This window comes from Cognatiluteimonas profundi, from assembly GCF_009792795.1.
Classification (GTDB): domain Bacteria; phylum Pseudomonadota; class Gammaproteobacteria; order Xanthomonadales; family Xanthomonadaceae; genus Cognatiluteimonas; species Cognatiluteimonas profundi.
In genome coordinates this window covers 204,835-227,063 of record NZ_VKHQ01000002.1, presented here as the reverse complement: position 1 = coordinate 227,063, position 22,229 = coordinate 204,835, and the positions used below count along the sequence as shown (strand labels likewise).

At 67.2% G+C, this 22,229-nt stretch carries 18 protein-coding genes, 1 tRNA gene and 1 riboswitch; of the genes, 7 read left to right on the top strand and 12 right to left on the bottom strand.

Annotated elements, in window-relative coordinates:
- Positions 1-129 precede the first annotated feature (129 nt).
- The 6 genes from GST15_RS01820 (at position 130) to GST15_RS01795 (ending at position 5,832) form a co-directional block, all read left to right on the top strand.
- The gene (locus GST15_RS01820) at positions 130-2,007 is read left to right on the top strand and encodes an autotransporter domain-containing protein (RefSeq protein WP_159015539.1); all 1,878 of its coding nucleotides are present in this window, start codon (positions 130-132) and stop codon (positions 2,005-2,007) included.
- Between the two features lie 46 nt (positions 2,008-2,053).
- Positions 2,054-2,127, top strand: a tRNA-Gly gene (locus GST15_RS01815).
- Positions 2,128-2,201: 74 nt separating this feature from the next.
- Positions 2,202-2,645, top strand: a complete 444-nt coding sequence (locus tag GST15_RS01810) for an ATP-dependent zinc protease family protein (RefSeq protein WP_159015538.1) — start codon at positions 2,202-2,204, stop codon at positions 2,643-2,645.
- Positions 2,642-3,544, top strand: coding sequence for a 30S ribosomal protein S6--L-glutamate ligase (gene rimK, locus GST15_RS01805; RefSeq protein ID WP_159015537.1), 903 nt, complete (start codon positions 2,642-2,644; stop codon positions 3,542-3,544). The genes GST15_RS01810 and rimK overlap by 4 nt, the downstream gene beginning before the upstream one ends.
- A gap of 289 nt (positions 3,545-3,833) precedes the next feature.
- Complete coding sequence (locus GST15_RS01800; protein ID WP_159015536.1) at positions 3,834-4,517, top strand: response regulator transcription factor; 684 nt, start codon at positions 3,834-3,836, stop codon at positions 4,515-4,517.
- The gene (locus tag GST15_RS01795; protein ID WP_159015535.1) at positions 4,504-5,832 is read left to right on the top strand and encodes a sensor histidine kinase; all 1,329 of its coding nucleotides are present in this window, start codon (positions 4,504-4,506) and stop codon (positions 5,830-5,832) included. The genes GST15_RS01800 and GST15_RS01795 overlap by 14 nt, the downstream gene beginning before the upstream one ends.
- Positions 5,833-5,884: 52 nt before the next feature.
- Here GST15_RS01795 and GST15_RS01790 read toward each other — a convergent pair whose 3' ends face one another.
- From GST15_RS01790 to GST15_RS01735, 12 genes are all read right to left on the bottom strand, one after another.
- Positions 5,885-6,817: a branched-chain amino acid transaminase gene (locus tag GST15_RS01790; protein WP_159015534.1), complete on the bottom strand. Its 933-nt coding sequence runs from the start codon at positions 6,815-6,817 to the stop codon at positions 5,885-5,887.
- A 111-nt stretch (positions 6,818-6,928) separates the two neighbouring features.
- On the bottom strand, positions 6,929-7,477 hold the full coding sequence (locus GST15_RS01785) for a hypothetical protein (protein ID WP_159015533.1): 549 nt from the start codon (positions 7,475-7,477) through the stop codon (positions 6,929-6,931).
- Between the two features lie 39 nt (positions 7,478-7,516).
- On the bottom strand, positions 7,517-8,161 hold the full coding sequence (locus GST15_RS01780) for a hypothetical protein (RefSeq protein WP_159015532.1): 645 nt from the start codon (positions 8,159-8,161) through the stop codon (positions 7,517-7,519).
- 92 nt (positions 8,162-8,253) lie between these two features.
- Positions 8,254-9,084: a methylenetetrahydrofolate reductase [NAD(P)H] gene (gene metF / locus GST15_RS01775; RefSeq protein WP_159015531.1), complete on the bottom strand. Its 831-nt coding sequence runs from the start codon at positions 9,082-9,084 to the stop codon at positions 8,254-8,256.
- Positions 9,085-9,148: 64 nt separating this feature from the next.
- Positions 9,149-10,570 (bottom strand): adenosylhomocysteinase, encoded by a 1,422-nt coding sequence (ahcY, locus tag GST15_RS01770; protein WP_159015530.1) that lies wholly within the window; start codon positions 10,568-10,570, stop codon positions 9,149-9,151.
- Between the two features lie 38 nt (positions 10,571-10,608).
- Positions 10,609-10,702: riboswitch (S-adenosyl-L-homocysteine riboswitch) on the bottom strand.
- Between the two features lie 198 nt (positions 10,703-10,900).
- Positions 10,901-14,077 carry a VPS10 domain-containing protein gene (locus tag GST15_RS01765; protein ID WP_159015529.1) on the bottom strand — a complete coding sequence of 1,059 codons (3,177 nt, stop codon included), beginning with the start codon at positions 14,075-14,077 and terminating at the stop codon, positions 10,901-10,903.
- Between the two features lie 13 nt (positions 14,078-14,090).
- Positions 14,091-14,792, bottom strand: coding sequence for a hypothetical protein (locus GST15_RS01760; protein WP_159015528.1), 702 nt, complete (start codon positions 14,790-14,792; stop codon positions 14,091-14,093).
- Positions 14,793-15,009: 217 nt separating this feature from the next.
- Entirely contained in the window at positions 15,010-16,602 is a 1,593-nt protein-coding gene (locus tag GST15_RS01755) for an SDR family NAD(P)-dependent oxidoreductase (protein ID WP_159015594.1), read from the bottom strand.
- A gap of 126 nt (positions 16,603-16,728) precedes the next feature.
- A complete protein-coding gene (gene metK, locus GST15_RS01750; RefSeq protein WP_159015527.1) occupies positions 16,729-17,952 on the bottom strand; it encodes a methionine adenosyltransferase in 1,224 nt (407 codons plus the stop codon).
- A gap of 166 nt (positions 17,953-18,118) precedes the next feature.
- A complete protein-coding gene (dusB, locus tag GST15_RS01745) occupies positions 18,119-19,132 on the bottom strand; it encodes a tRNA dihydrouridine synthase DusB (protein ID WP_159015526.1) in 1,014 nt (337 codons plus the stop codon).
- A gap of 58 nt (positions 19,133-19,190) precedes the next feature.
- On the bottom strand, positions 19,191-20,327 hold the full coding sequence (locus GST15_RS01740) for a GGDEF domain-containing protein (RefSeq protein ID WP_159015525.1): 1,137 nt from the start codon (positions 20,325-20,327) through the stop codon (positions 19,191-19,193).
- A 54-nt stretch (positions 20,328-20,381) separates the two neighbouring features.
- The gene (locus GST15_RS01735; RefSeq protein WP_159015524.1) at positions 20,382-20,957 is read right to left on the bottom strand and encodes a TMEM165/GDT1 family protein; all 576 of its coding nucleotides are present in this window, start codon (positions 20,955-20,957) and stop codon (positions 20,382-20,384) included.
- Positions 20,958-21,218: 261 nt separating this feature from the next.
- Here GST15_RS01735 and GST15_RS01730 point away from each other — a divergent pair, with 261 nt between their 5' ends.
- Complete coding sequence (locus tag GST15_RS01730; protein WP_159015523.1) at positions 21,219-22,193, top strand: potassium channel beta subunit family protein; 975 nt, start codon at positions 21,219-21,221, stop codon at positions 22,191-22,193.
- Positions 22,194-22,229 lie beyond the last annotated feature (36 nt).

The following is a 22,229-nucleotide window of genomic DNA, read 5'->3' as shown; positions in this document are numbered from 1 at the left end:
GACATTGTCCCATTCCGCCGTCGGGTCGCCACCCTTGCCGCCATGCACTTGATGGAGGGCGATGTGGCGTGAAACGATCCCCCCATCCGGCGGCGTATCGGTCCGGCGTCCCTTGCCCAGGAGTGCAGCATGATCCCGTCCCATCGCCTTCCCCGTTCGATCCTCGCCGTGGCCCTGGCCTTGGCGGCCGCACCGGTCTTCGCGCAGAACGACTCCTACACGCAGTTCGACCAGACCGTGTTCTTTGGCGACAGCCTGACCGACAGCGGCTTCTACCAGCCCGTGCTGGTGGCGGGGAACGGCCCGGCGGCCGCGACGGTGGCCCGGTTCACCACCAATCCGGGCCTGGTCTGGGCCGAGTTCCTCGCCGGGTACTACGGCACCAACGCAACGCCGGCATGGCAGCTGACCCCGACCGGCATTGCCGGGGCCAATGGCGACAACTATGCAGCGGGCGGCGCAACCGTGGGCCCGGGGCCGGGTTATCCGCCGGCGCCGTACTTCACGCAGTACGCGCCCTCGCTCACCACGCAGGTGGATGCGTATCTCGCCGCCAGCGGTGGCCAGGCGAACCCCCACGCGCTGTACTCGGTGTGGGGCGGTGCCAACGACCTGTTCTTCTACCTGGCCGGCGCCAAGTCGCAGGCTGATTTCCTCGGTGCCGCCGGTGCCGAAGTCGCCCTCGTGGGTGCGCTGCAAAATGCCGGTGCACGCTATGTGCTGGTGCCGACGATGCCGGACGTGGGCAAGACCCCGTTCGGGCTGTCGCAGGGAGCCGCGGGTTCGGCCGGGCTGACCCAGCTGTCGGCGGGTTACAACGCCACCCTGTTCGGCGGCCTGCAGGCAGCCGGACTGCGTGTCATCCCGCTGGACGTCTTCAGCTTCCTCAATGAGATCACCGCCGATCCGGGCTTGTACGGGCTGACCAACGTCACGACACCGGCCTGCGGTGCGGCATCGGCATTGGGCTGCAATCCGGCCAACTTCGTCGACCCGACCGCGGCGCAGACCTATGCGTTCGCCGATGGCGTGCATCCGACGACGGCGTCGCACGCGCTGCTCGCGCAATACGCGATCTCCATCCTCGAAGCGCCGAACCAGATCGCGGTGTTGCCGCATTCCGAAGCCATGGTCGGCCGCTCGCGCGCCGATCGCGTCGCCGCGCACCTGGGCGGGACGCCCGCCGCCGACGGCATGCGCTGGTGGGCCGACCTGCGTGGTGATTTCCAGCGCTACGGCGATGGCAACCGCTACGACGGCGCCGGCCCGACCCTGACCGCCGGCGTCGACTGGGCCAGCGGCAACCTGGTGTACGGCGGATTTGCCGGCTACGGCCGCCAGAGCCAGGATTGGGGCCATCGCATGGGCAGCTTCAGCCAGACCGATGCCAGCCTCGGCGGCTTCCTGGGTTGGCATGGCGACAGTGCGTGGGTGAACGGGCAGGTGAGCTACAGCCGACTGGGTTTCGACACCGATCGCAACGTCGCGCTTGGACCGGCCACGCGGACCCACCGCGGCTCGACCAACGGCAGCAACCTCAGTGCCGGCGTCAATGCGGGATGGGACTTCGTCAGCGGCGCGTTGCGCCACGGACCGGTCGCATCGCTGCTGTCGCAGCACATCGCCGTCGACGGCTTTGCCGAAAGCGACCCGACCGTGTCCACCTCGCTGGCCTATCCCGACCAGCGGTTCAATTCGATGATCGGCAGCCTGGGCTGGCAAGCCAGCTACCGCATCAACGACCACATGCAGCCGTACGCGCGCCTGACCTGGGATCGCGAATTCCGGCGGTCGGCCGACGAAGCCTTCGCCCAGGCGCAATCGATCCCCGGCACCATGCCGTATGCGGTCCCGGGCATGGGCTACGACCGCAACTACGGCACGCTCGTCGTCGGCGCGCGGACGCAGGTGTTGGGACTGGATGCGAACGTGGGCGTCAGTGCCTCGGTCGCGCAGCGCGCGGGCAACGACGCCAGCGTGTTCGCCAGCGTCGGCAGCAGCTTCTGAGTCGCGATTGCCACCTTGCGCCCGCGGGGCATAGACTTCGCGCCTCGCGGGCGTAGCTCAATGGCAGAGCTGTAGCTTCCCAAGCTACTGACGAGGGTTCGATTCCCTTCGCCCGCTCCAGACCGACCCCGGCGGCGCCTTTTCGGGCGCCGTCGTTGTCTCCGTGTCACGCGGCCTTGCGGGCGGGGTTTCCCATGATCGAGCTCGGCTGGCGGGAATGGTTGTCCTTGCCCGAACTGGGCATTGCCCGCTTGCGGGCGAAGATCGACACCGGCGCACGCAGTTCCGCGCTGCACGTGGACAGGCAATGGCGCTTCCACGACGCAGGCGCGCCATGGGTGGGATTCCAGCTGACAACGGGCAGGGCAGGCCGCAACCAGGTCGAAGCCTGCGCCCCGATCTTCGACGAACGTGCAGTGACCGATTCGGGCGGGCATCGCTGCGTGCGCGTGTTCATCCAGACGCTGCTGCAGGTCGCCGGCGAGCAGCGCCGCATCGAAGTCAACCTCAGCGATCGCTGTGCCATGCGGTTCCCGATGCTGCTGGGACGCACCGGGCTGGAGGGGGCGTTCACGGTCAACCCCTCATCCTCGTTCCTGCACAGTCGTCCTGCGCTGCAGACCGGGCATCACACATGAAACTCGCGATCCTGTCGCGCAACAGCAAGCTGTATTCCACGCGGCGCCTGGTCGAGGCGGCGCGCGAGCGCAACCACAGCGTGCGCGTGCTCGATCCGCTGCGCTGCTACCTGCGCATCAGTTCCGACGGTTTCGACATGCATTACAAGGGCCGGCCGATCGCCGGCTATGCGGCGGTGGTGCCGCGGATCGGCGCATCGATCACGCGATACGGGACGGCGGTGCTGCGCCAGTTCGAGTTGATGGGCACCTACACGCCGAATTCGTCCGAAGCGATCGCGCGCGCGCGCGACAAGCTGCGCTGCCACCAGTTGCTTGCGGCCGAGGGCATCGGCCTGCCGGTGACCGTCTTCGGCGACAACCCGGACGACACCGTCGACCTGTTGTCGATGCTTGGCCCGCCGCCGCACGTGATCAAGCTCAACGAGGGCACCCAGGGCGCCGGCGTCATGCTCACCGAGAAGCCCTCGGCGTCGCGCAGCGTCGTCGAGGCGCTGCGCGGCCTGTACGCCAACTTCCTGGTGCAGGAATTCATCGCCGAAGCCAAGGGCGCGGACCTGCGTTGTTTCGTCGTCGGTGGCGAGGTCGTGGCCACCATGCGCCGGCAGGCGCCCAAGGGCGATTTCCGCTCCAACCTGCATCGCGGCGGCAGCGCCAAGCCGGTGCGCGCGTCCGAGGACGAACAGGCCACGGCCGTTCGCGCGGCGGCGGTGCTGGGGCTCGGGGTCGCCGGCGTCGACCTGATCCGCTCCCGGCGGGGCCCGCTGGTGCTGGAAGTCAATTCGTCCCCCGGCCTGGAAGGCATCGAGGCCGCCACGGGGGTCGATATCGCCGCGCGGATCATCGACCACGTGGTGGCCGGCCAGCAGCCGGCCCGGGCCAGGCGCCGACGGGCCTGAAACAGGGTCCGCGCGACCGGCGGCGTCCGGTTTAACAGCCGCTTAATCGACCCCGGCGTAGCCTTCCTCAACCGGTTCTGCATCCCAGACGGTGTGCTTTCGGGTTCCAGCAGATGACGGTCATCGGGGCACTTTTTTGGCCCAGGAGCGGTCCCACGCTCCTGGGCCTTTTCTTGGCGCCCGGATGCTGGCGCTGGACTCACGGTGCCCTGTGCAAGAATCGTTGGCATCGGGCCGCATTCATGGCATCCCGGCCATTCCCCGGCCCCGCCTCACAACAGGATCCTCGATGCGCATTCTCGTCATAGAAGACAACAGCGACATCGCCGCCAATCTCGGCGACTACCTGGAAGACAAAGGCCACACCGTCGACTTCGCGGCCGACGGCGTCACCGGCCTGCACCTGGCGGTCGTCCACGATTTCGATGCGGTGGTGCTCGACCTCAGCCTGCCCGGCATGGATGGCCTGGAGGTCTGCCGCAAGCTGCGCAACGACGCGCGCAAGCAGACGCCGGTGCTGATGCTGACCGCGCGCGACAGCCTGGACAACAAGCTGGCTGGATTCGACTCCGGCGCCGACGATTACCTGATCAAGCCGTTCGCCTTGCAGGAAGTCGAAGTGCGCCTGAACGCACTGGCCCGTCGCGGCCGCGGCGTGCAGACGCGCGTGCTCGAGGTCGGCGACCTGGAATACAACCTCGACACGCTCGAGGTGCGGCGCGAAGGCAAGCTGTTGCAGCTCAATCCCACGGCGCTGAAGATCCTGCAGGCATTGATGGAAGCATCCCCGGCGGTCGTGACCCGCCAGGAACTGGAAACGCGCGTCTGGGGAGAAGAGCTTCCCGATTCGGATTCCCTGCGCGTGCACATCCATGGATTGCGCGCCATGGTCGACAAGCCCTTCCCGACGCCGATGATCCAGACGCGCCATGGCATCGGCTACCGGATCGCGGCGCCCGATGCCAGCAGCTGAGATCGCGCCACCGGCGCGACGACCCACGCGCTTCCGGCGGCGATTGCGCAGCCGCCTGATCCTGTCCTTCCTGTTGCTGGGGATGTTCCTGTCGGCGTTCATCGCGGCGGCGACCTTCATCATCCAGAACCGCGTGGAGAGCAGGGTCATTGCCGATGCGCTGGTGCGCAACAACGACTCGTTCGCCAACGGCTTCTACCGCGATCCCACCGCCATCGGCATCCCTTTCGAGAAGATCCAGGGACGCCAGTTCAGCACCAGCAAGCTCGAGCGCGTGCCGCCCGAATGGCGCGACCTGTCCAACGGCGTGCACGAGCTCAGCGTACCGGACGGCGAGGGCGGCCAGCGCGTGTACAAGCTCGCCGTGCGCAAGGATCCCAAGTACTGGTTCTTCCTTGCGTACGACATCGCCGAGGAACGCGAAAGCCAGAACCGGCTGAAGATGGCGCTGGTGATCCTGGTCGGCTTGCTGACGGTGTTGTCGCTGCTGGTCGGCTGGTGGTCGGCCTCGCGCGTGATCAGTCCGCTGACCGAGCTGGCCCGCCGCTTGAAACAATCCGGGCGCCAGTCCAGCCCGGAGATGCTGACGGCGCATTTCGCCGACGACGAAGTCGGACAGCTGGCCAGCGCACTGGACGATTACGCGACCCGGCTGACCCAGGTCGTGCAGCGCGACCGCGAATTCAATGCCGACGTCAGCCACGAATTGCGCACGCCGCTGGCGGTGATCCGCGGCGCGGTCGAATTGCTGTTGTCCAGGCCGCAACTGGACGACAAGACGCGCGCGCGACTGGAACGCATCCAGCGCGCCGAGCAGCAGTGCACCGACCTGATCAGCGCGCTGCTGTTGCTGTCGCGCAACGAGCGCGGCCACGGTGCCGCCGACGTCGCGCGCATCGCCGAGCAGTTGCTCGATGCGCATCGGGCGCAGATCGGCGGCAAGCCCCTGCAGTTGCGACTGGAAGGCGAGCGCGGGCTGGTGGTCGATGCGCCGGAGGCGGCCATCGCGGTGGCACTCGGCAACCTGATCGGCAACGCGGTGAAGTACACCGCGCAGGGCGACGTGGTCGTGCGCCTGGGTCGTGGAGCCGTTGAGGTGCAGGATTCCGGGCCTGGACTCACGCCCGAGGACGCCGCGCGGCTGTTCGAGCGCGGCTACCGCGGCACGCACGCCGAGCATTCGCAGGGTGGCGGCATCGGCCTGTCCATCGTCCGCCGCCTCTGCGATCTGTACGGTTGGAACGTGCGCGTCGTGCCGGGACCGGAGCGAGGGGTGGTGGCCACGCTGTCTTTCAGCGAGGCGATGACCGCGTAGATCGCGGCCTCGGCGACCAGCGCCCGCTGGCGATTCGCAGCAGCGCGCGGCGTTATAGCGGTTCGAGCCAGCCGTAGGGATCCGGCGTGCTGCCGTCGAACAGTCCGAAGAACAGTTCCTGCATCCGGCGCGTGACCGGTCCGGCCTGGCCGCTGCCGATCTGGCGGCCGTCGACCGAGCGGATCGGGGTGATTTCCGCCGCGGTGCCGCACATGAACAATTCGTCGCACAGATAGAGGTATTCGCGCGGCAGGTCGCGCTCGATGACGGTCAGGCCGCGATCGCGCGCCAGGGTCATGATCGTGTCGCGGGTGATGCCGTTGAGCAGCGCCGCGCTGACCGGCGTCGTGTGCAACGCGCCATCGAAGACCAGGAACAGGTTCTCGCCCGCGCCTTCGCTCAGCAGGCCGGTGGAGGCCAGTGCGATGCCTTCGCCAAAGCCCAGGCGACGCGCTTCGCGGGCGATCAGTTGCCCGGACAGGTAATTGCCGCCGGCCTTGGCGCCCGCCGGCAGCGTGTTGGGCGCGAAGCGCTGCCAACTCGACACGCAGGCGTCGATCCCCTGTTCCAGCACGCCTTCGCCCAGGTACGGTCCCATGGCCCACGCCGCGACGGAGACGTCGGTCGGCGTATCGGCCGACAGCCCGAAACCGCCGAGCCCGCGGAAGGCGATGGGACGCAGGTAGCCCTGCGACAGCTCGTTGGCCGTCAACACCGCGCGGCAGGCGGCACTGATGTCGTCGACCGAATAGGGAATCGCCATGTCGTAGATCCGCGCCGACGCGAACAGGCGCCGGCTGTGATCGGTCAGGCGGAAGATCGCGGTACCGGTCGGCCGTCCAGCGTCCGATGTCGGATAGCTGCGGATCCCCTCGAACACCGACGAGCCGTAGTGCAGCGCGTGGGACATGACATGCGTCGTCGCCTCGGCCCACGGTTTGATGGCGCCGTTGTGCCAGATCCAGTCGGGATAACGCTGTGTCATGGGAGACTCCGGAGTCAGTCGCCTAGTTTAACGGCGAGGCCGCCAGCCCGCGCAGGCCGAAAGGCACGCTGGCGCTCGCCGGGACATGGCAGTCGGGGCGGCGCACCCGGTCTACAGGCTGATCCACCAGCAGCCCAGGTATCGGCGCAGGCCCAGCACGGTATGGGCCGGGGTGCTGCCATTGGCCAGCGTCTGCTCCAGCCGCAAGCCGGTTGGCGCGCGGCGCGTCGTCGCCTGCGGGTAGTAATCGCCCTGCTCACCCCCCGGCCCGGAAGGGAACAACGGCGAGATATCGACCAGCGGACGCTGCACGATGACCTGCAGGCGGTCCATCACCGTGTACGCCGTCGCGCCGGACAGCCCGACCCAGTGATAGATGCCCGCCATGCGGTTGACGTCGCGCGCGTCGATCGCGGCCGTCAGTTCGAAGACCAGGTCCTGCAGCGTGTGCGAACACCCGCTGCGGTACAGCCGGGCGCCGGTACCGACAGTGCCGCGCGGCACGCTGTCGACTGCGCCGAGATCGGCACAGGCGCGGTCGGTGAAGATCGTGGTGCCGTCAGGAGCGGCGCAGCGGTGCACCTGGGCGCTGGCGATGGGGCAGGCCGCCAGCAGCAGCATGACAATCAGGGCGCGGGCGCCGAGGCGGAAGGCGGGCATGGCGCAGCCTACCGTCCACGGCGATGGCGGGGAACCCCGTCAGAAGTGGACGAAGTAGCAGCCCAAGGTCTTGTGCACGTCGAAATCGATCGCCGAGCGCGACGCGTGGTCACCGAGGACCAGTTGCAGGACGTCGCCGTCGCCGCCGTCGCCCGAATTGGACGCAAGCAGGCTTCCCACGTCGGCATCGCCGGCCAAGGCGATCTGCGCAGCGAAATAATGGCTGTCCAGGACGGGCTTGCCGATCAGCCGCTGCAACCGGTCCATCGTCTGCCTGCCTTGCTTGCTGGACATGCCGCGCCAGTCATAGCTCTCGGCCACGCGGTTCACGTCGCCGAGCACCAGCGCGCCGCGAAGATCCATCGCCAGCTGCGTGGGCGTGCGTGCGCAACCACTGGCTGGCGAACGACGACGGAGGCTGGACGGCGCGACCGCGGGCATGACTGCGTCGTCGCCTGCAGTGTTGGCGAAGCGCGCTTCCTCGTGCGCGATGCGCGTGAGCAACGCGCCAGGGATCGCCACGTTGCTTGCACCCAGCGATGAGCACGCCTTGTCGGTGTAGACCATGCTGCCGTCGGCGGACGCGCAACGCTGGATGGCGGTCGTCGCCTGCACCGGTGCAACGACCGGGGCAGTCGACAGCAGCAGCGCCAGCAACACGGCAAGAGGGAACGAAGTCTTCATGGCGGGCACGTATCGATGTGTGCCCGCATGGTCGGACGCACACTGTCAACGCCGCGTGCCAGTGGCGCCCTGGAAATGAACCCCGCTGAAATTCAGCTCAGCGCGCGCAACACGTTCAGTGTCGGTTTGGACAGGTTCAACGTGTAGAAGTGCAATGCCGGCGCGCCGCCGGCGATCAGGCGATCGCACATCGCCGCGACCATTTCCGTGGCGAAAGCGCGGATCGACTCATTGTCGTCCCCATAGGCCTGCATGCGCTTGGCGACCCATCGGGGGATCTCCGCACCGCAGGCATCGGAGAATCGCTTGAGTTGCGAGAAATTGGAGATCGGCATGATGCCGGGCACGATCGGCACCTCGACGCCGAGTCGACGGACATCTTCGACAAAGCGGAAATACGCGTCGGCGTTGTAGAAATACTGGGTGATCGCGCCATCCGCGCCGGCATCGATCTTCGCCTTGAAATGCCGCATGTCGGCCAGCGCGTCCTCGGCTTGCGGATGCGTTTCCGGATAGCAGCCGACCTGGATGTCGAACCAGTCGCCCTGCTGCTCGCGGATGAACGCGATCAGGTCCGATGCATGGCGCAGGTCGCCCATGCGGGCCATGCCGGATGGCAGGTCGCCACGCAATGCGACCAGTCGCCTGCAGCCCAGGGCGCGATAGAGGCGGAGGAGCTCGCGGATCTCCTCGCGGCTGCCGCCCATGCACGACACGTGCGGTGCGGCCTCGAATCCATGCTGGTGCTTGAGCGCGCGGACGGTTTCGGACGTATAGCTCAGGGTCGAGCCACCGGCGCCGAACGTGCAGGACACGTAGTCCGGGGACTGCGGTTTCAGGCGTGCAGCGGTGCGATCGAGCTGCTCGCGCTGCTCGTCGTTCTTGGGCGGGTAGAACTCGAACGAAATCGGGACGCGAACCATCACCTTCACTCCGGTTGCCGGTGCCGATGCAGACGGGCGGCCCGTGGGCCGCCCGCCGCAATGCTCAGTAGCGGTAGTGATCCGGCTTGTAGGGCCCTTCGATCGCAACGCCGAGGTAATCCGCCTGGGCGGGGGTCAGCGTGGTGAGTTTCACCCCGATCTTCTCCAGGTGCAGGCGTGCGACTTCCTCGTCCAGGTGCTTGGGCAGTCGATAGACGGTCTTCTCGTACACGTCCTTGTTCGCCCACAGGTCGATCTGCGCGAGCGTCTGGTTGGAGAACGAGTTGGACATCACGAAGCTCGGATGGCCGGTCGCGCAACCCAGGTTGACCAGGCGGCCTTCGGCCAGCAGGAAGATCGCGTTGCCGTTGGGGAAGATGTACTTGTCGACCTGCGGCTTGATGTTGACGTGCTCGGCGCCCGACGCATACAGCGCGTCGACCTGGATCTCGTTGTCGAAGTGGCCGATGTTGCACACGATTGCCTGGTCCTTCATCTGGCGCATGTGCTCGAGCGTCAACACGTCCTTGTTGCCGGTGGTGGTGACGTAGATGTCGCCACGGCCCAGCGTGCTTTCGACCGTGTTGACCTCGAAGCCTTCCATCGCCGCCTGCAGCGCGCAGATCGGATCGATCTCGGTGACGACCACGCGCGCGCCATAGGCCCGCAGCGAGTGCGCCGAACCCTTGCCGACATCGCCGTAACCGCAGACGACCGCGACCTTGCCCGCGAGCATCACGTCCATCGCGCGCTTGAGGCCGTCGGCCAGCGATTCGCGGCAGCCGTAGAGGTTGTCGAACTTCGACTTGGTGACCGAATCGTTGACGTTGATCGCCGGGATCAGCAGCTTGCCCTGCTCGGCGATCTGGTAGAGGCGATGCACGCCGGTGGTCGTCTCTTCGGAAACGCCCTTCCAGTCCTTGACGACGGTGGTCCAGAAGCCCGGACGCTCCTTCGCCACGCGCTTGAGCAGCGCCTTGATCACGCCTTCCTCGTGCGACGCGGCGGGTTCGTCGACCCAGGTCGAACCCTGCTCGAGCTCATAGCCCTTGTGGATCAGCAGCGTGACATCGCCGCCGTCGTCCACGACCAGCTGCGGGCCGAGGCCGCCTGGGAAGGTGACCGCATCGAGCGTGCAGTCCCAATACTCTTCCAGCGACTCGCCCTTCCATGCGAACACGGGCGTGCCGGTCGCGGCGATCGCAGCGGCGGCGTGGTCCTGGGTCGAGAAGATGTTGCACGATGCCCAGCGCACGTCGGCGCCGATGTCCTTGAGCGTTTCGATCAGCACCGCGGTCTGGATCGTCATGTGCAACGAACCGGTGACGCGGACGCCCTGCAGTGGTTTGGCGGTGGCGTGCTTCTTGCGGATGGACATCAGGCCCGGCATCTCGTGCTCGGCGATGTCGATTTCCTTGCGGCCCCAGTCGGCGAGCGTGATGTCGGCGACCTTGTAATCGTGGGCGGTCGTGGCTGGCATGTTCATGGCGTGCTGCTCCGTTCAGGAGTCCGCGTGGGACTCACGTCAAACGGGCGCCGTTGCAGGAAAACCATGCCGAGCCTGATTCCGGAACGACCCCTGCTGGCGGCCCCCGGACTTGCAGCGCCCCTCGGCAGGGCGGCGGCATTCTATCGCTTTCTCGCGATGAAGGGATGAATCGTGCCGCGAGCCACTCGCCTGTCGAGCCGGCCCACCGCGCCGCCGCGCGCCGGGACACCCACATGCGGGCTGTGAATTCTTCGCAGCCGCCACGAAACCGCCCAAAAAAACGGGCTGCCGAAGCAGCCCGTCGTGTTCACCCATGGAGGAGGTGACTCAGTCGCGTTCCTGCGCCGCGCGCGTATCCGGATCGCCCGAATAGCGCCAGGCAAGCGGGGCGTGGTCGGGCAGCTCGATTTCCGGCATGCCCTTGGCCTTGAGCGCGGCATTGGCCGTGGCGAGGTCGCCATCGCGCAGTTTGCCGAAGTCGGCTTCCACGTCGCCCAGCTCACGTTCCAGCGCGCCGGTGTAAGCCACCAGCGTCGCGGATGGCTTGCCCTCGTAGGACATCAGGCCACCGTAGAGCTGGTCCATGTGCTCGCGCAGGCGCTCCTCGCCCGTGATCGCGCCGCCTTCCTTCGTGGCGACGATCTGCTTGCGGATGGTGTCGGCCTTGTCGGACAGGGCCAGCAGCTGCGCGTGCAGCGGATCGGCCTCGGGGAGCTTCGCAGCCGCCTGGCCGGCACCCGCGCGGACCGCCTGGATGCGTGCGACCAGGTCGCTCATCTGGCCGAACATGCCATGCACCTTCATCACCGCGGCGAATTGTTCTCGGCGATCGGCGACGGTGAACGGTGAGCGCGGATCCAGCAGCACGTCGACCTTTTCCTCGATGACGCGATCACCCTTGGTCATGCGCACGGTGTAGGTGCCCGGTGGGACGCGCGGACCCTGCGTGGCACTGCCGGCGATCGATGCGGCCGGCGGCACCACCGGCGGCTTGACGCTCATCGACCAGGCCACGCGATTGATGCCGCGACGCTTGCCGGCGGGCAGGGTGTCGATCACCTTGCCCTGCGCATCCAGCACCTCGAGCTTGAGCGGTCCGAACAGGTGCCTGGCCTTCTGGTAATAGGTGATCGTGGCGTCGGTGGACGCGCTGGTGCCGGCGTAACTGGCGTCGCCTTCGGGCCAGCCGCCGAACGTGCTGATGCGCTGCTGCTGCGGACGCGTGGGCAGGAACACGGCGTCCTGCTGCAGGATCGCCGGCGTCAGCGACCGCAGCGGTGTGAGGTCGTCGATGATCCAGATCCCGCGACCATGCGTGGCCAGCACGAGGTCGCCGTCGCGCGGCTGCACCACCAGGTCGCGCACCGAGACCGCCGGGAAATCACCACCCTTGAACTGCGCCCAGGTGGCGCCGTCGTCAGGCGAGATCCACAGGCCGAATTCGGTGCCGGCGTACAGCAGGCCACGGCGCACCGGGTCCTCGCGCAGGACATACGCAAACCCCTTGATGCCCTTGGTCTGCGCCGCATTCGCCAGCGCCTGCCAATGCGAACCGTAGTCGGTGGTCTTGTAGAGCATCGGCGCCATGTCGCCGAAGGTGTGGCGATCGAAGGTGACGTACGCGGTGCCGGCGTCGAAACGCCCCGCGTCGACATACGACACCCATGAGTTCGCCGGCACGCCCGCGCCCGCCGTCACGTTCTTCCACGACTTGCCGCCATCGCGCGTGACCTGGACGTTGCCGTCGTCGGTGCCGACCCAGATCACCTTGCTGTCCTTGGGCGACTCGCTGATCGAGTAGATCGTCGTGTGCATCTCGGCCGCGGAATTGTCCACGGTGATGCCGCCGGACTGTTCCTGCAGTTGCTTCTTCGGATCGTTGGTGGTCAGGTCGGGCGAGATGCGGTCCCAGGTCTGGCCGTGGTCGTGGCTGCGGAACAGGAACTGCGAACCGATGTACAGCGTGTCCTTGTCGGTCGGCGACAGCGCGATCGGGGCATTCCAGTTCCAGCGCAGTTTTTCCTTGTAGTTCGCGCGTGGCTGGATGTCGCGGTACTCATGCGTGATGCGGTTGACCCGGCCGATGTTGCCGCCCTGCGACTCGGCATAGATGAACTTGTGGTCCGAGGGGTCGGGGAACATCCAGAAGCCGTCGCCGCCGAACATGTTTTCCCAGCGCGAGTTGGTGATGCCGCCCGGATAGGACGAATCGCCGACCCACGAGCTGTTGTCCTGCAGGCCGCCGTACACGTGGTACGGATCATCGTTGTCGACACTCACGTGGTAGAACTGCGAGATCGGCAGGTTGTTGGCCTTCCACCAGCGGTTGCCGCCGTCCTTGGACAGCCACAGGCCGCCGTCGTCGCCGGCGATGACCTTCTGCGGATCCTTCGGGTCGATCCAGACGTCATGGAAGTCGCCGTGGGCGCCGCCGCCGACGTCGGCGAAGGTCTTGCCGCCATCCAGGCTCTGGATCAGCCGCAGGTCGGGCTTGAACAGGCGATCGGGATTGGTCGGATCGACGATCAGGTTGGCAAAGTAGAACGGACGCCACACCATCATCTGGCTGTCGTCGCGGCGGTCCCAGGTCTTGCCGCCGTCATCGGAGCGGAACAGCGCGCTCTTCACCGCCTCGACGAATGCGTACACGACTTTCGAATCCGATGGCGCAACCGCGACGGCGATGCGGCCGTAGGGCTTGGCCGGCAGTCCGCCGCCAGTGACTTCGGTCCAGGTCCTGCCGCCATCGGCGGAGCGGTACAGGCCGCTGCCCGATGGCGCGTCGGCATTTTCGCCGCCGGAGCGGAAGGTCCAGCCCTTGCGGCGGAAATCCCACAGCGAGGCGAACACGACGCCGGGATTCTTCGCATCGATGCTCATGCCGCCGCAACCGGTCGAACCGTTGCCGCCCTTGAGCACCTGCGTCCAGCTCTTGCCGCCGTTGCTGGTGCGGTAGACGCCACGCTCGGCCGAATCGCTCCAGAGCTTGCCGGTGACGCACGCGAGCACGGTGTTGCCGTCGCGTGGATCGACCGCGAGCTTGACGATGCGCTCGGACTGCGGCAGTCCGACATTGGCCCAGGTCTCGCCACCGTCGGTGGAGTGATAGACGCCATTGCCGATCGACACCGAGCCGCGCGTCCAGGCTTCGCCAGTGCCGACCCAGACGTTGTCCGGGTCGCGCGGGTCAAGGGCGATCGAACCGATGGACTGCACGGGCTGCTTGTCGAACTTCGGCTTGAACGTCGTGCCGCCGTCGGTCGACTTCCACAAGCCGCCGCTGGCGGAACCGATGTAGAAGACGGTGTCGCCATTCTTGGCGTGGCCGCCCGCGACTGCTGCGATGCGGCCGCTCATCGCGGCCGAACCGATGTTGCGGATGCCAAGGCCGGAGATCACGCCCTGGTCGAAGCTGCCGGTGTGCGACGCCGGGGCCTGCGCGCTGGCGGCCGCGGACAACGACACTCCCAGGGCGAGGGCGAGCAATGTGATGGAACGATGCATGGCGGTCTCCAGCTCAGTGCTTGGCAGTGGGGAAGGAGAACATCGCCGCGTCGATCGGCTTGTTCAGTTCGGCGGATTCAATGTGGTTCTGGCCCTGCTCGAACGGGAAGTACACGCCGTCGACTTTCTCGTATTCGCCCACGTCGGTGGTCTGCACCTGCTCCTGGCCACGCACGATCCGGTGGTCGACCACGCGGATCTCGAGGAACTGGTCCGGATCCAGGTAGATGACGCGGCTGTCGCCATTCTTGAAGGTCACGCGCAGCTTGTGCGCGTCGGTGCCATCGATATCCTCGGTGCCCAGGTATTCGATGCGCTCGCCCTTCTTCTGCGCATCGAGCAGCGGGCCGGCGATATCCGCCGACTGCACGAGGTCCTTGGTGTCGTCGCCGCTGAGCTTCTGCGGATCGCGGCGTCCCTCGAATGGATTGATCGCCCAGGCCTGCTGCCCGTCCCACGACTGCACCGCGGTCAGCCCCTGCAGCGACAGTTCCTGCCGGAACTTGTCTGGCGCCAGGGCGAAGGTTTCGGTCTTCGCTTCGAGGTTGCCGCCGAGCCGCATCTTGCCGACGGTGTGCATCGAGGTGATGGCGCGCAGCTTGTCGGCGCCTCCGCGGGCTTCGAGGTTTTTTGCGACCAGCTGGTCGGCGGTCACGGCGAAAGCAGGTAAGGACAAGCCGGCCAAGCCGGCCGCAAGTGCGAGACGCAGCAACATGATCGATCTCCCAGGCGCCCGGACGGAGCCATCCAGCCGAGCTTACCGGTCAAGCCGGGCCGGGGTTAAGGCCGGAAGTCATGGTGCGCCGCAATCCGATGCGCTCGGCGGTCCACACCCCAACGCCCCGCCGCGCGCCGGGAGCGACCGCCGCGGAAGGGCTCTGCCCTTTCCAGGGTCGGACTTCCGCGTGTTTGACTGGTCGGGGGAATTCCCCTTACCAGTCTGTCGGCCGGTAGTCCTTGAGGAACTGGCCCCAGACGTGCTCGCCGGTATTGAGGCCGCTGATGATCGGGTCGACGATGCGCGCGGCGCCATCGACGATGTCCAGCGGCGGGTGGAAGCGCTCCTCCAGCGTCTTGCGCGCGGCGAGCTCGGCCGGATCCTCGTCGGTCACCCAGCCGGTGTCGACGCTGTTCATGTGGATGCCGTCGCCGTGGTAATCGGCCGCGGCGGTGCGCGTCATCATGTTGAGCGCGGCCTTGGCCATGTTCGTGTGCGGATGGCGGGTGGTCTTGAAGTTGCGATAGAACTGTCCCTCGACCGCCGAGACGTTGACGATGTGCTTGTCGCGGCTTGGACCATGGGTGCCGTCGGTGCGCAGCATCAGCGGCTTCAGGCGCGCGTTGATGATGAAGGGCGCGATGGCGTTGACCAGCTGCACTTCCAGCAACTCCACCGAGGGGACCTCGGCCATCAGCAGTCGCCAGGAATTACGCCCGCGCAGGTCGACCTGCTGCAGATCCTGGTCCAGGCGCCCTTCGGGGAACAGGTGCTTCTGCCCCAGCAGCTCTTCGGCCATCAGCGGCACCTGCGACAGTTCCGCCGGATGCACCAGGCCCGCTGTCTCGGTGACATGGCCGATCGACTGACGCATGGCCGACGCGATGTCGCGCGGTCGTTCGCCGAGGATGTCGTGGCCACGCAGACCTTCATAGTGACCGACCAGCCGGCGCACGGATTCCGGCACGTCGGTCAGGGCGGCGGTTTCGCCGGCCATCATGTGCGCATAGAAGTCCGGCGGGCGACGCACCGTCTGGCAGGCGTTGTTGATGATGAAATCCAGTCGCGGCAGGCGCGCAGCGAGCTCGCGGCAGAAGGCCTCGACGCTCGGCGTGTGGCGCAGGTCCAGGCCGAAGACTTCCAGGCGATGGCCCCACTGGTCGAAGTCGGGCTCCTGCGCGTAGCGCGCGGCGGAGTCGCGCGGAAAACGCGTGGTGACGATCAGCCGCGCACCGGCGCGCAACAACTTCAGACCCGCCTGGTAACCGATCTTGACGCGGCCGCCGGTCAGCAGCGCGATGCGCCCGTCGAGGTTCGCCAGCTCCGTGCGCTTGGCGAAGTTGAACTCCGCGCACGGCGGGCACAGCTGGTCGTAGAAGTGGTGCAGGCGCGTGTACTTCTGCTTGCAGACGTAGCAGTGGCGTTGTTCGGGCGATTCGACGATCGGCGGCGCTTCCGGCGCGACCAGCGCCGGCGGGAAATAGTTCGGGGTGGTGAACACCGGCTTGCGGCGCAGTTCGCGGATGCCGGTGCGATCCAGCAGCGCGTCGGCACGGCGGATGTTGTCGGCATTGCGCTGGCGCTCGAGCGCCTTGAGCCGCTGCCGACGGGCATGCGGATCGGGCTCGTAGATGCGGGCCACGGCTTGCTGCAGGCGCGCGCGCTGGTCGGCGGGCAGGCCGTCGATCAGCGTGCGGTCGGCCGCCATGGCCTCGAGCGCGGCGATCGCGTCGAGCACCGCGATGGCATCGGGTGCCTGCTCATCGGGTCGGGCGTCGGAGGGTTGTGGCGTCGATGGGATGTTCATGGTCATGGGGACGGTAAATTGACAAGGGGAGCGTCGGGAATCGACGCCATTCACGGATGATCCGTAGAACGAAAACGGGCCGCAGTGCGGCCCGTCCGTGGAGCAGGTAGTTAGCGTGCGGGCTGCTTACTTCTTCAGTCCCGCGTCCTTGCGCAGTTCCTCGGCACGATCGGTCCGTTCCCAGGAGAACGCAGTCGCCGTCTGCTTCTTGCCGTTGCCATCGACGTAGCTGACATCCTTTGGCTTGCGGCCGAAGTGGCCGTAGGCCGCGGTCGCCTGGTACACCGGATGGATCAGGTCCAGCATCTTCACGACGCCGTAAGGGCGCAGGTCGAAATGGCGCCGGATCAGCTTCTCGATCTGCTCATCATCGATCTTGCCGGTGCCGAATGTGGTGACCGAAATCGACGTGGGTTCGGCGACGCCGATCGCGTAGGACACCTGCACCTCGCAACGGTCGGCAATGCCGGCCGCGACGATGTTCTTGGCGACATAGCGCGCGGCGTAGGCTGCCGAGCGATCCACCTTGGACGGATCCTTGCCGGAGAACGCGCCGCCGCCGTGGCGGGCCATGCCGCCGTAGGTGTCGACGATGATCTTGCGGCCGGTCAGGCCGCAGTCGCCGACGGGTCCGCCGATGACGAAGATGCCGGTCGGGTTGATGTGCACGTTCTTCTTCGGCAGCGCATCGAGCATCGCCTTGGGCAGCACCGGCTTGAGGATGTGCTCGTAGACGCCCTCGACCAGGTCCTTGTGCTTGATGCCGGGATCATGCTGCGTCGACAGCACCACCGCGTCCAGGCCGATCACGTTGTGCATGTGGTCGTAGCGCAGGGTCACCTGCGACTTGGCATCCGGGCGCAGCCAGGGCAGCTTGGAATTCTTCTGCTTGCGCACCTTGGCCTGCTGCTCGACCAGGCGATGCGCGTAATAGATCGGCGCGGGCATGAATTCCGGCGCCTCGTTGCAGGCGTAGCCGAACATCAGGCCCTGGTCGCCGGCACCTTGTTCTTCCGGCTTCTTGCGGTCGACGCCGGCGGCGATGTCGACCGACTGCTTGCCGATCAGGTTGAGCACGCCGCAGGTGGCGCCGTCGAAGCCGACGTTCGAATCGGTATAGCCGATGTCGCAGATCACCTTGCGCGCAAGCGCTTCGATGTCGACCCAGGCCGAGGTGGTGACTTCGCCGGCGACGATCGCCACGCCGGTCTTGACCATGGTTTCGCACGCGACGCGCGCACGCGGGTCCTGCGCGATGATCGCGTCGAGGACGGCATCGGAAATCTGGTCGGCGACCTTGTCCGGATGACCCTCGGACACGGATTCGGAAGTGAACAGGTAGCTGGACATCGATCGCGGCTCCAGAGAAAAAGGATTCATCCCTTGATGCGGATGAAAGGATGGCCGCGCATGATACACGGCGGTTTGGCCGGCTGCATTGTCCCCCGGCCCGATGGTTCAGTTGCACGCCGCCTGCGGCAGCGGCCGCCGGCGAGTTCCGGGGCGGCTTGCCTGTTCAGGCAGCGGCGGCCATGTCGAGGGTCTCGCCGGCGATCAGCGCGTCGAAATAATCCCGGGTCAAGGCAAGTTGCGCCTGCGCCGTCTCGGCGCGGTTGACCACCGCGCGGAAGGCGGCACGCTGGTCGGCCGGGACATCGGCGCGATCCTTGCCGTACCAGCCCAGGTGCTTGCGGGCGATGCGCACGCCGGCGAGCTCGCCATGGAACGCATGCAGGTGTTCCAGGTGCCCGAGCAATACGTCGCGGATGTCCTGCAGCGTCGGCTCCGGCAGCAGTTCGCCGGTGGCCAGGTAATGCGCGATCTCGCGAAAGATCCACGGCCGGCCCTGCGCCGCGCGACCGACCATCACCGCATCGCAGCCGGTCTGCCGCAGGACCCACGCCGCCTTGGCGGGTGAATCGATGTCGCCATTGGCGATTACCGGGATCGACAGGTCGCGCTTGATGGCGGCGATGGTGTCGTATTCGGCCATGCCGGTGTATTGCTGGTCGCGCGTGCGGCCGTGCACGGTCAATGCGGCGATGCCGGCCGCCTGCGCAAGGCGCGCGATGACCGGGGCATTGCGATGGTCGGCATCCCAACCGGTCCGGATCTTGAGCGTCACCGGCACGTCGACCGCGCGCACGACGGCGTCCAGGATGTTGGCGACCAGGCGTTCGTCGCGCATCAGCGCCGAGCCGGCCCAGGCGTTGCATACCTTCCTGGCCGGGCAGCCCATGTTGATGTCGATCAGCTGCGCGCCCTGCTGTACGTTGTGACGCGCGGCGTCGGCCAGGACGGCCGGATCGGTTCCCGCGATCTGCACGCTCACCGGGTCCGGTTCGCCGTCGTGGTCCATCCGTCGCAGCGACTTGGTGGTCGTCCAGAAGCGCGGGTCGCTGCTCGTCATTTCCGACACGGCAAGGCCGGCTCCCAGTTGCTTGCACAGCAAACGGAACGGCTTGTCCGTCACGCCAGCCATGGGCGCGAGGATCACCTTGGGTTCGATCAGGAATGGGCCGATCCGCATGCGGCCATTGTAGTCGGTGCCCCGTCAGCGGCCTTCGCCGCGCGAGGATGATGGCGTCTCAGGCGTCGCGCGCGACGATCCGGTTGCTGCCGTCACGCTTGGCCTGTTGCAGGCGGCGATCGGCGCTGCGCAGCAACGCCGACAGGTCGGGGCCATCCTGCGGCCACGCCACCAGTCCCGCGCTCAGCGTGATGCGCTGCGGGTCGCCGCCCGAGTCGGGCAGGAACATCCGCTCGCCGAGCGAACGACGCAGGCGATCGGTGCGCTCCCACGCGCTGCCGATGGGACTGCGCAGCAACAGTACGAACTCCTGGCCGCCGATGCGCGCCACGTGTTCGCGCGGCTCCAGCATCTCGCCAAGCATCGAGGCGATCTGGCGCAAGGCACGATCGGCGCCCCGCGATCCAATTTCATCGTTGACGCTGCGGAAACGATCCAGGTCGATGAGCACGAGTGTCAGCGAGCCATCGCCTTCGCGGGCGCCATCGAGCAGGCGTGGCATCCGCTGCGACAGCCACAGGCGATTGGGCAGGCCGGTCAAGCCGTCCGTTCCCGACATCTCCACCAGCCGCTGCATGCGATACACGATGGTGATGGTGAGCAGGCCGACGAGCAGCAGCAGGATCAGCCGCTCGACCTGGCTGTCGACGGAGACGGTGCCGTAGTCGATCGAGACCAGCTGCTCGGATCCGGATGCCGACGCGACGATCACGAACGCCAGCACGGCGTACTGCACGATCGCCAGCAAGCTGACGTAGGCCGTCAGGCGACCGTCGTTGCGCAGCGCCGTCAGCACGATGGCGATGGAATAGAAGCCCCACACCACCAGGCTGTTGAGGCCAGCGGCGCGGTCGCCCAACGCCAGCAATGCCAGCACCGCGGTGGTGGTGCTGACGTCGTAGGTGCCGGTGGCGTAAGGAAGCCAGCCGTGGCGGCGCGGGTTGCGCGTCAGCGCCAGCCACACCTGCGCCATGACGTTGACGAACACCGCGGCGGCCAGGCCGATCAAGGTCTCGCTGACCTTGGCTCCGCTGAGCGCCGCCACAAGCGGCAACAGCAGGCACAGCGCGGACAACAACGCCCGTATGCGTGCAACGAGGCGTTCGCCGCCGGCACCGATTTCGAGCATGAGCTCGTCCGGACGCGCCATCAGCGAGGCGACGAGTTCCGACAGCGACTGCAATCGTGTGTTCACGCGATTCCCCGGCGACCCGGCCTGCAGCATAGCCGTCGCGATTGCCCGTCGCTGCTAGCCGACGCCGCGCCAGGCGACCCACAGCCCCAGCACGAGGAACAACACCGCCGCCGCGATGCGAGCCGCCCGCAGCGGCAGTCGATCGGCGAATCGGCTGCCAAGCAGCACCACCGGCACGTTCGCCAGCAGCATGCCGATGGTGGTTCCGGCGACCACCTGCCACAGGGGGCTGTACTTGGCGGCCAGCAGCACGGTCGCGACCTGGGTCTTGTCGCCGATCTCCGCCACGAAGAACGCCACCACCGTTGCCGCGAAAGCGCCGTGCGCGGGCAGCGGCAGATCGGCATCCAGGTGGTCGGGCTTCAGCGACCACGCGGCGATCGCGAGGAAGCTGGCGACGACGATCCAGCGCAGCACCTGCGGCGTCAGCCACTGCGCCGCGGCCGCACCGACCCAGCCGGCGAGGGCATGGTTGAGCAGCGTGGCCAGCAGGATGCCGAGGACGATCGGCAGCGGCTTGCGGAATCGCGCGGCCAGCAACAAGGCGAGCAATTGCGTCTTGTCGCCGATTTCGGCCAGTGCAACGGTGCCGGCCGAAACCAGCGCCGGGGTCAGTGCCCCAATATCCATGTGCGTCTCCGGCCGGGCGAACGAGGGACGAAAGCAAGCGCCACGCGCCCGGCTGGGGCGCGGCACCTGCCTTCGGTCTTGTCCGCAGCCGATGTCGAAGCACCGGTCGCACGCGCGCCATGGCCTGCCGGCCAAGCATGTTGACGCGAGTCCCCGCGGAAGCTGCGGGTGGACTACTCCCCGGAGGAGGAAAGTGGCGGGATTGTACCTTGGCATCAAGGCACGGCCATACACTGCGCTCGCCGCCCCCGGGAGAACCCCATGCAATACCGTCGCCTTGGATCATCCGGCCTGCAGTTGTCGGCCCTGTCGTTCGGCGCCTGGGTCACCTTCGGCAACCAGCTCGGACGCTCCGCCGCGCGCGAGCTGATCGCACTGGCCTGGGACAACGGGATCAATTTCTTCGACAACGCCGAGACCTATGCCAACGGCGAGGCCGAGCGCGTGATGGGCGACGTGCTGGCCGACCTGCGCCTGCCGCGCGACGGATGGTGCGTGTCGAGCAAGGTGTTCTTCGGTTCGGTCGAGCACCCGCGTCCGACGCAGAAGGGCCTGTCGCGCAAGCATGTGGTCGACGCCTGCCACGCCGCGCTCAAGCGCCTGCGCGTGGACTACCTCGATCTGTATTACTGCCATCGGCCCGACCCCGACACGCCGATCGCCGAAACCGTCCTGGCCATGGACGGGCTGATCCGCCAGGGCAAGGTGTTGTACTGGGGGACGTCCGAATGGTCGGCCGACCAGATCCGTGATGCGCACGCCATCGCAAGGGCGCATCACCTGCATGCGCCCACGATGGAGCAGCCGGAGTACAACCTGCTGCACCGCGAGCGCGTTGAAGTCGAATACGCGGATCTGTATGCCGATCTGGGCATGGGCACCACCATCTGGTCGCCCCTTGCGTCGGGCCTGCTGACGGGCAAATACAACCAGGGCGTGCCGCAGGACTCGCGCCTGGCCCAGGAGGGCTACAGCTGGCTCAAGCAAGGCGTGCTTGGCGATGCGAAATCCGGCCGCATGAATCGTGCCCGCCGCTTCTGCGCCATTGCCGCCGAACTGGGCGTGGCCCCGGCGCCGCTTGCCATCGCGTGGTGCCTGCGCAATCCCAACGTCTCCTGCGTGCTCCTCGGCGCAAGCCGCGCGGCCCAGTTGACGCAGAACCTGGAGGCGCTCGCGATCGGTGCCGCCGTCGACGAGCCGACCTGGGAACGGATCGAGGCGGCCACCGCCGCGTAGCGCGGCCTGTCCCGACCGGAGCGGGGCGGGAGCGGG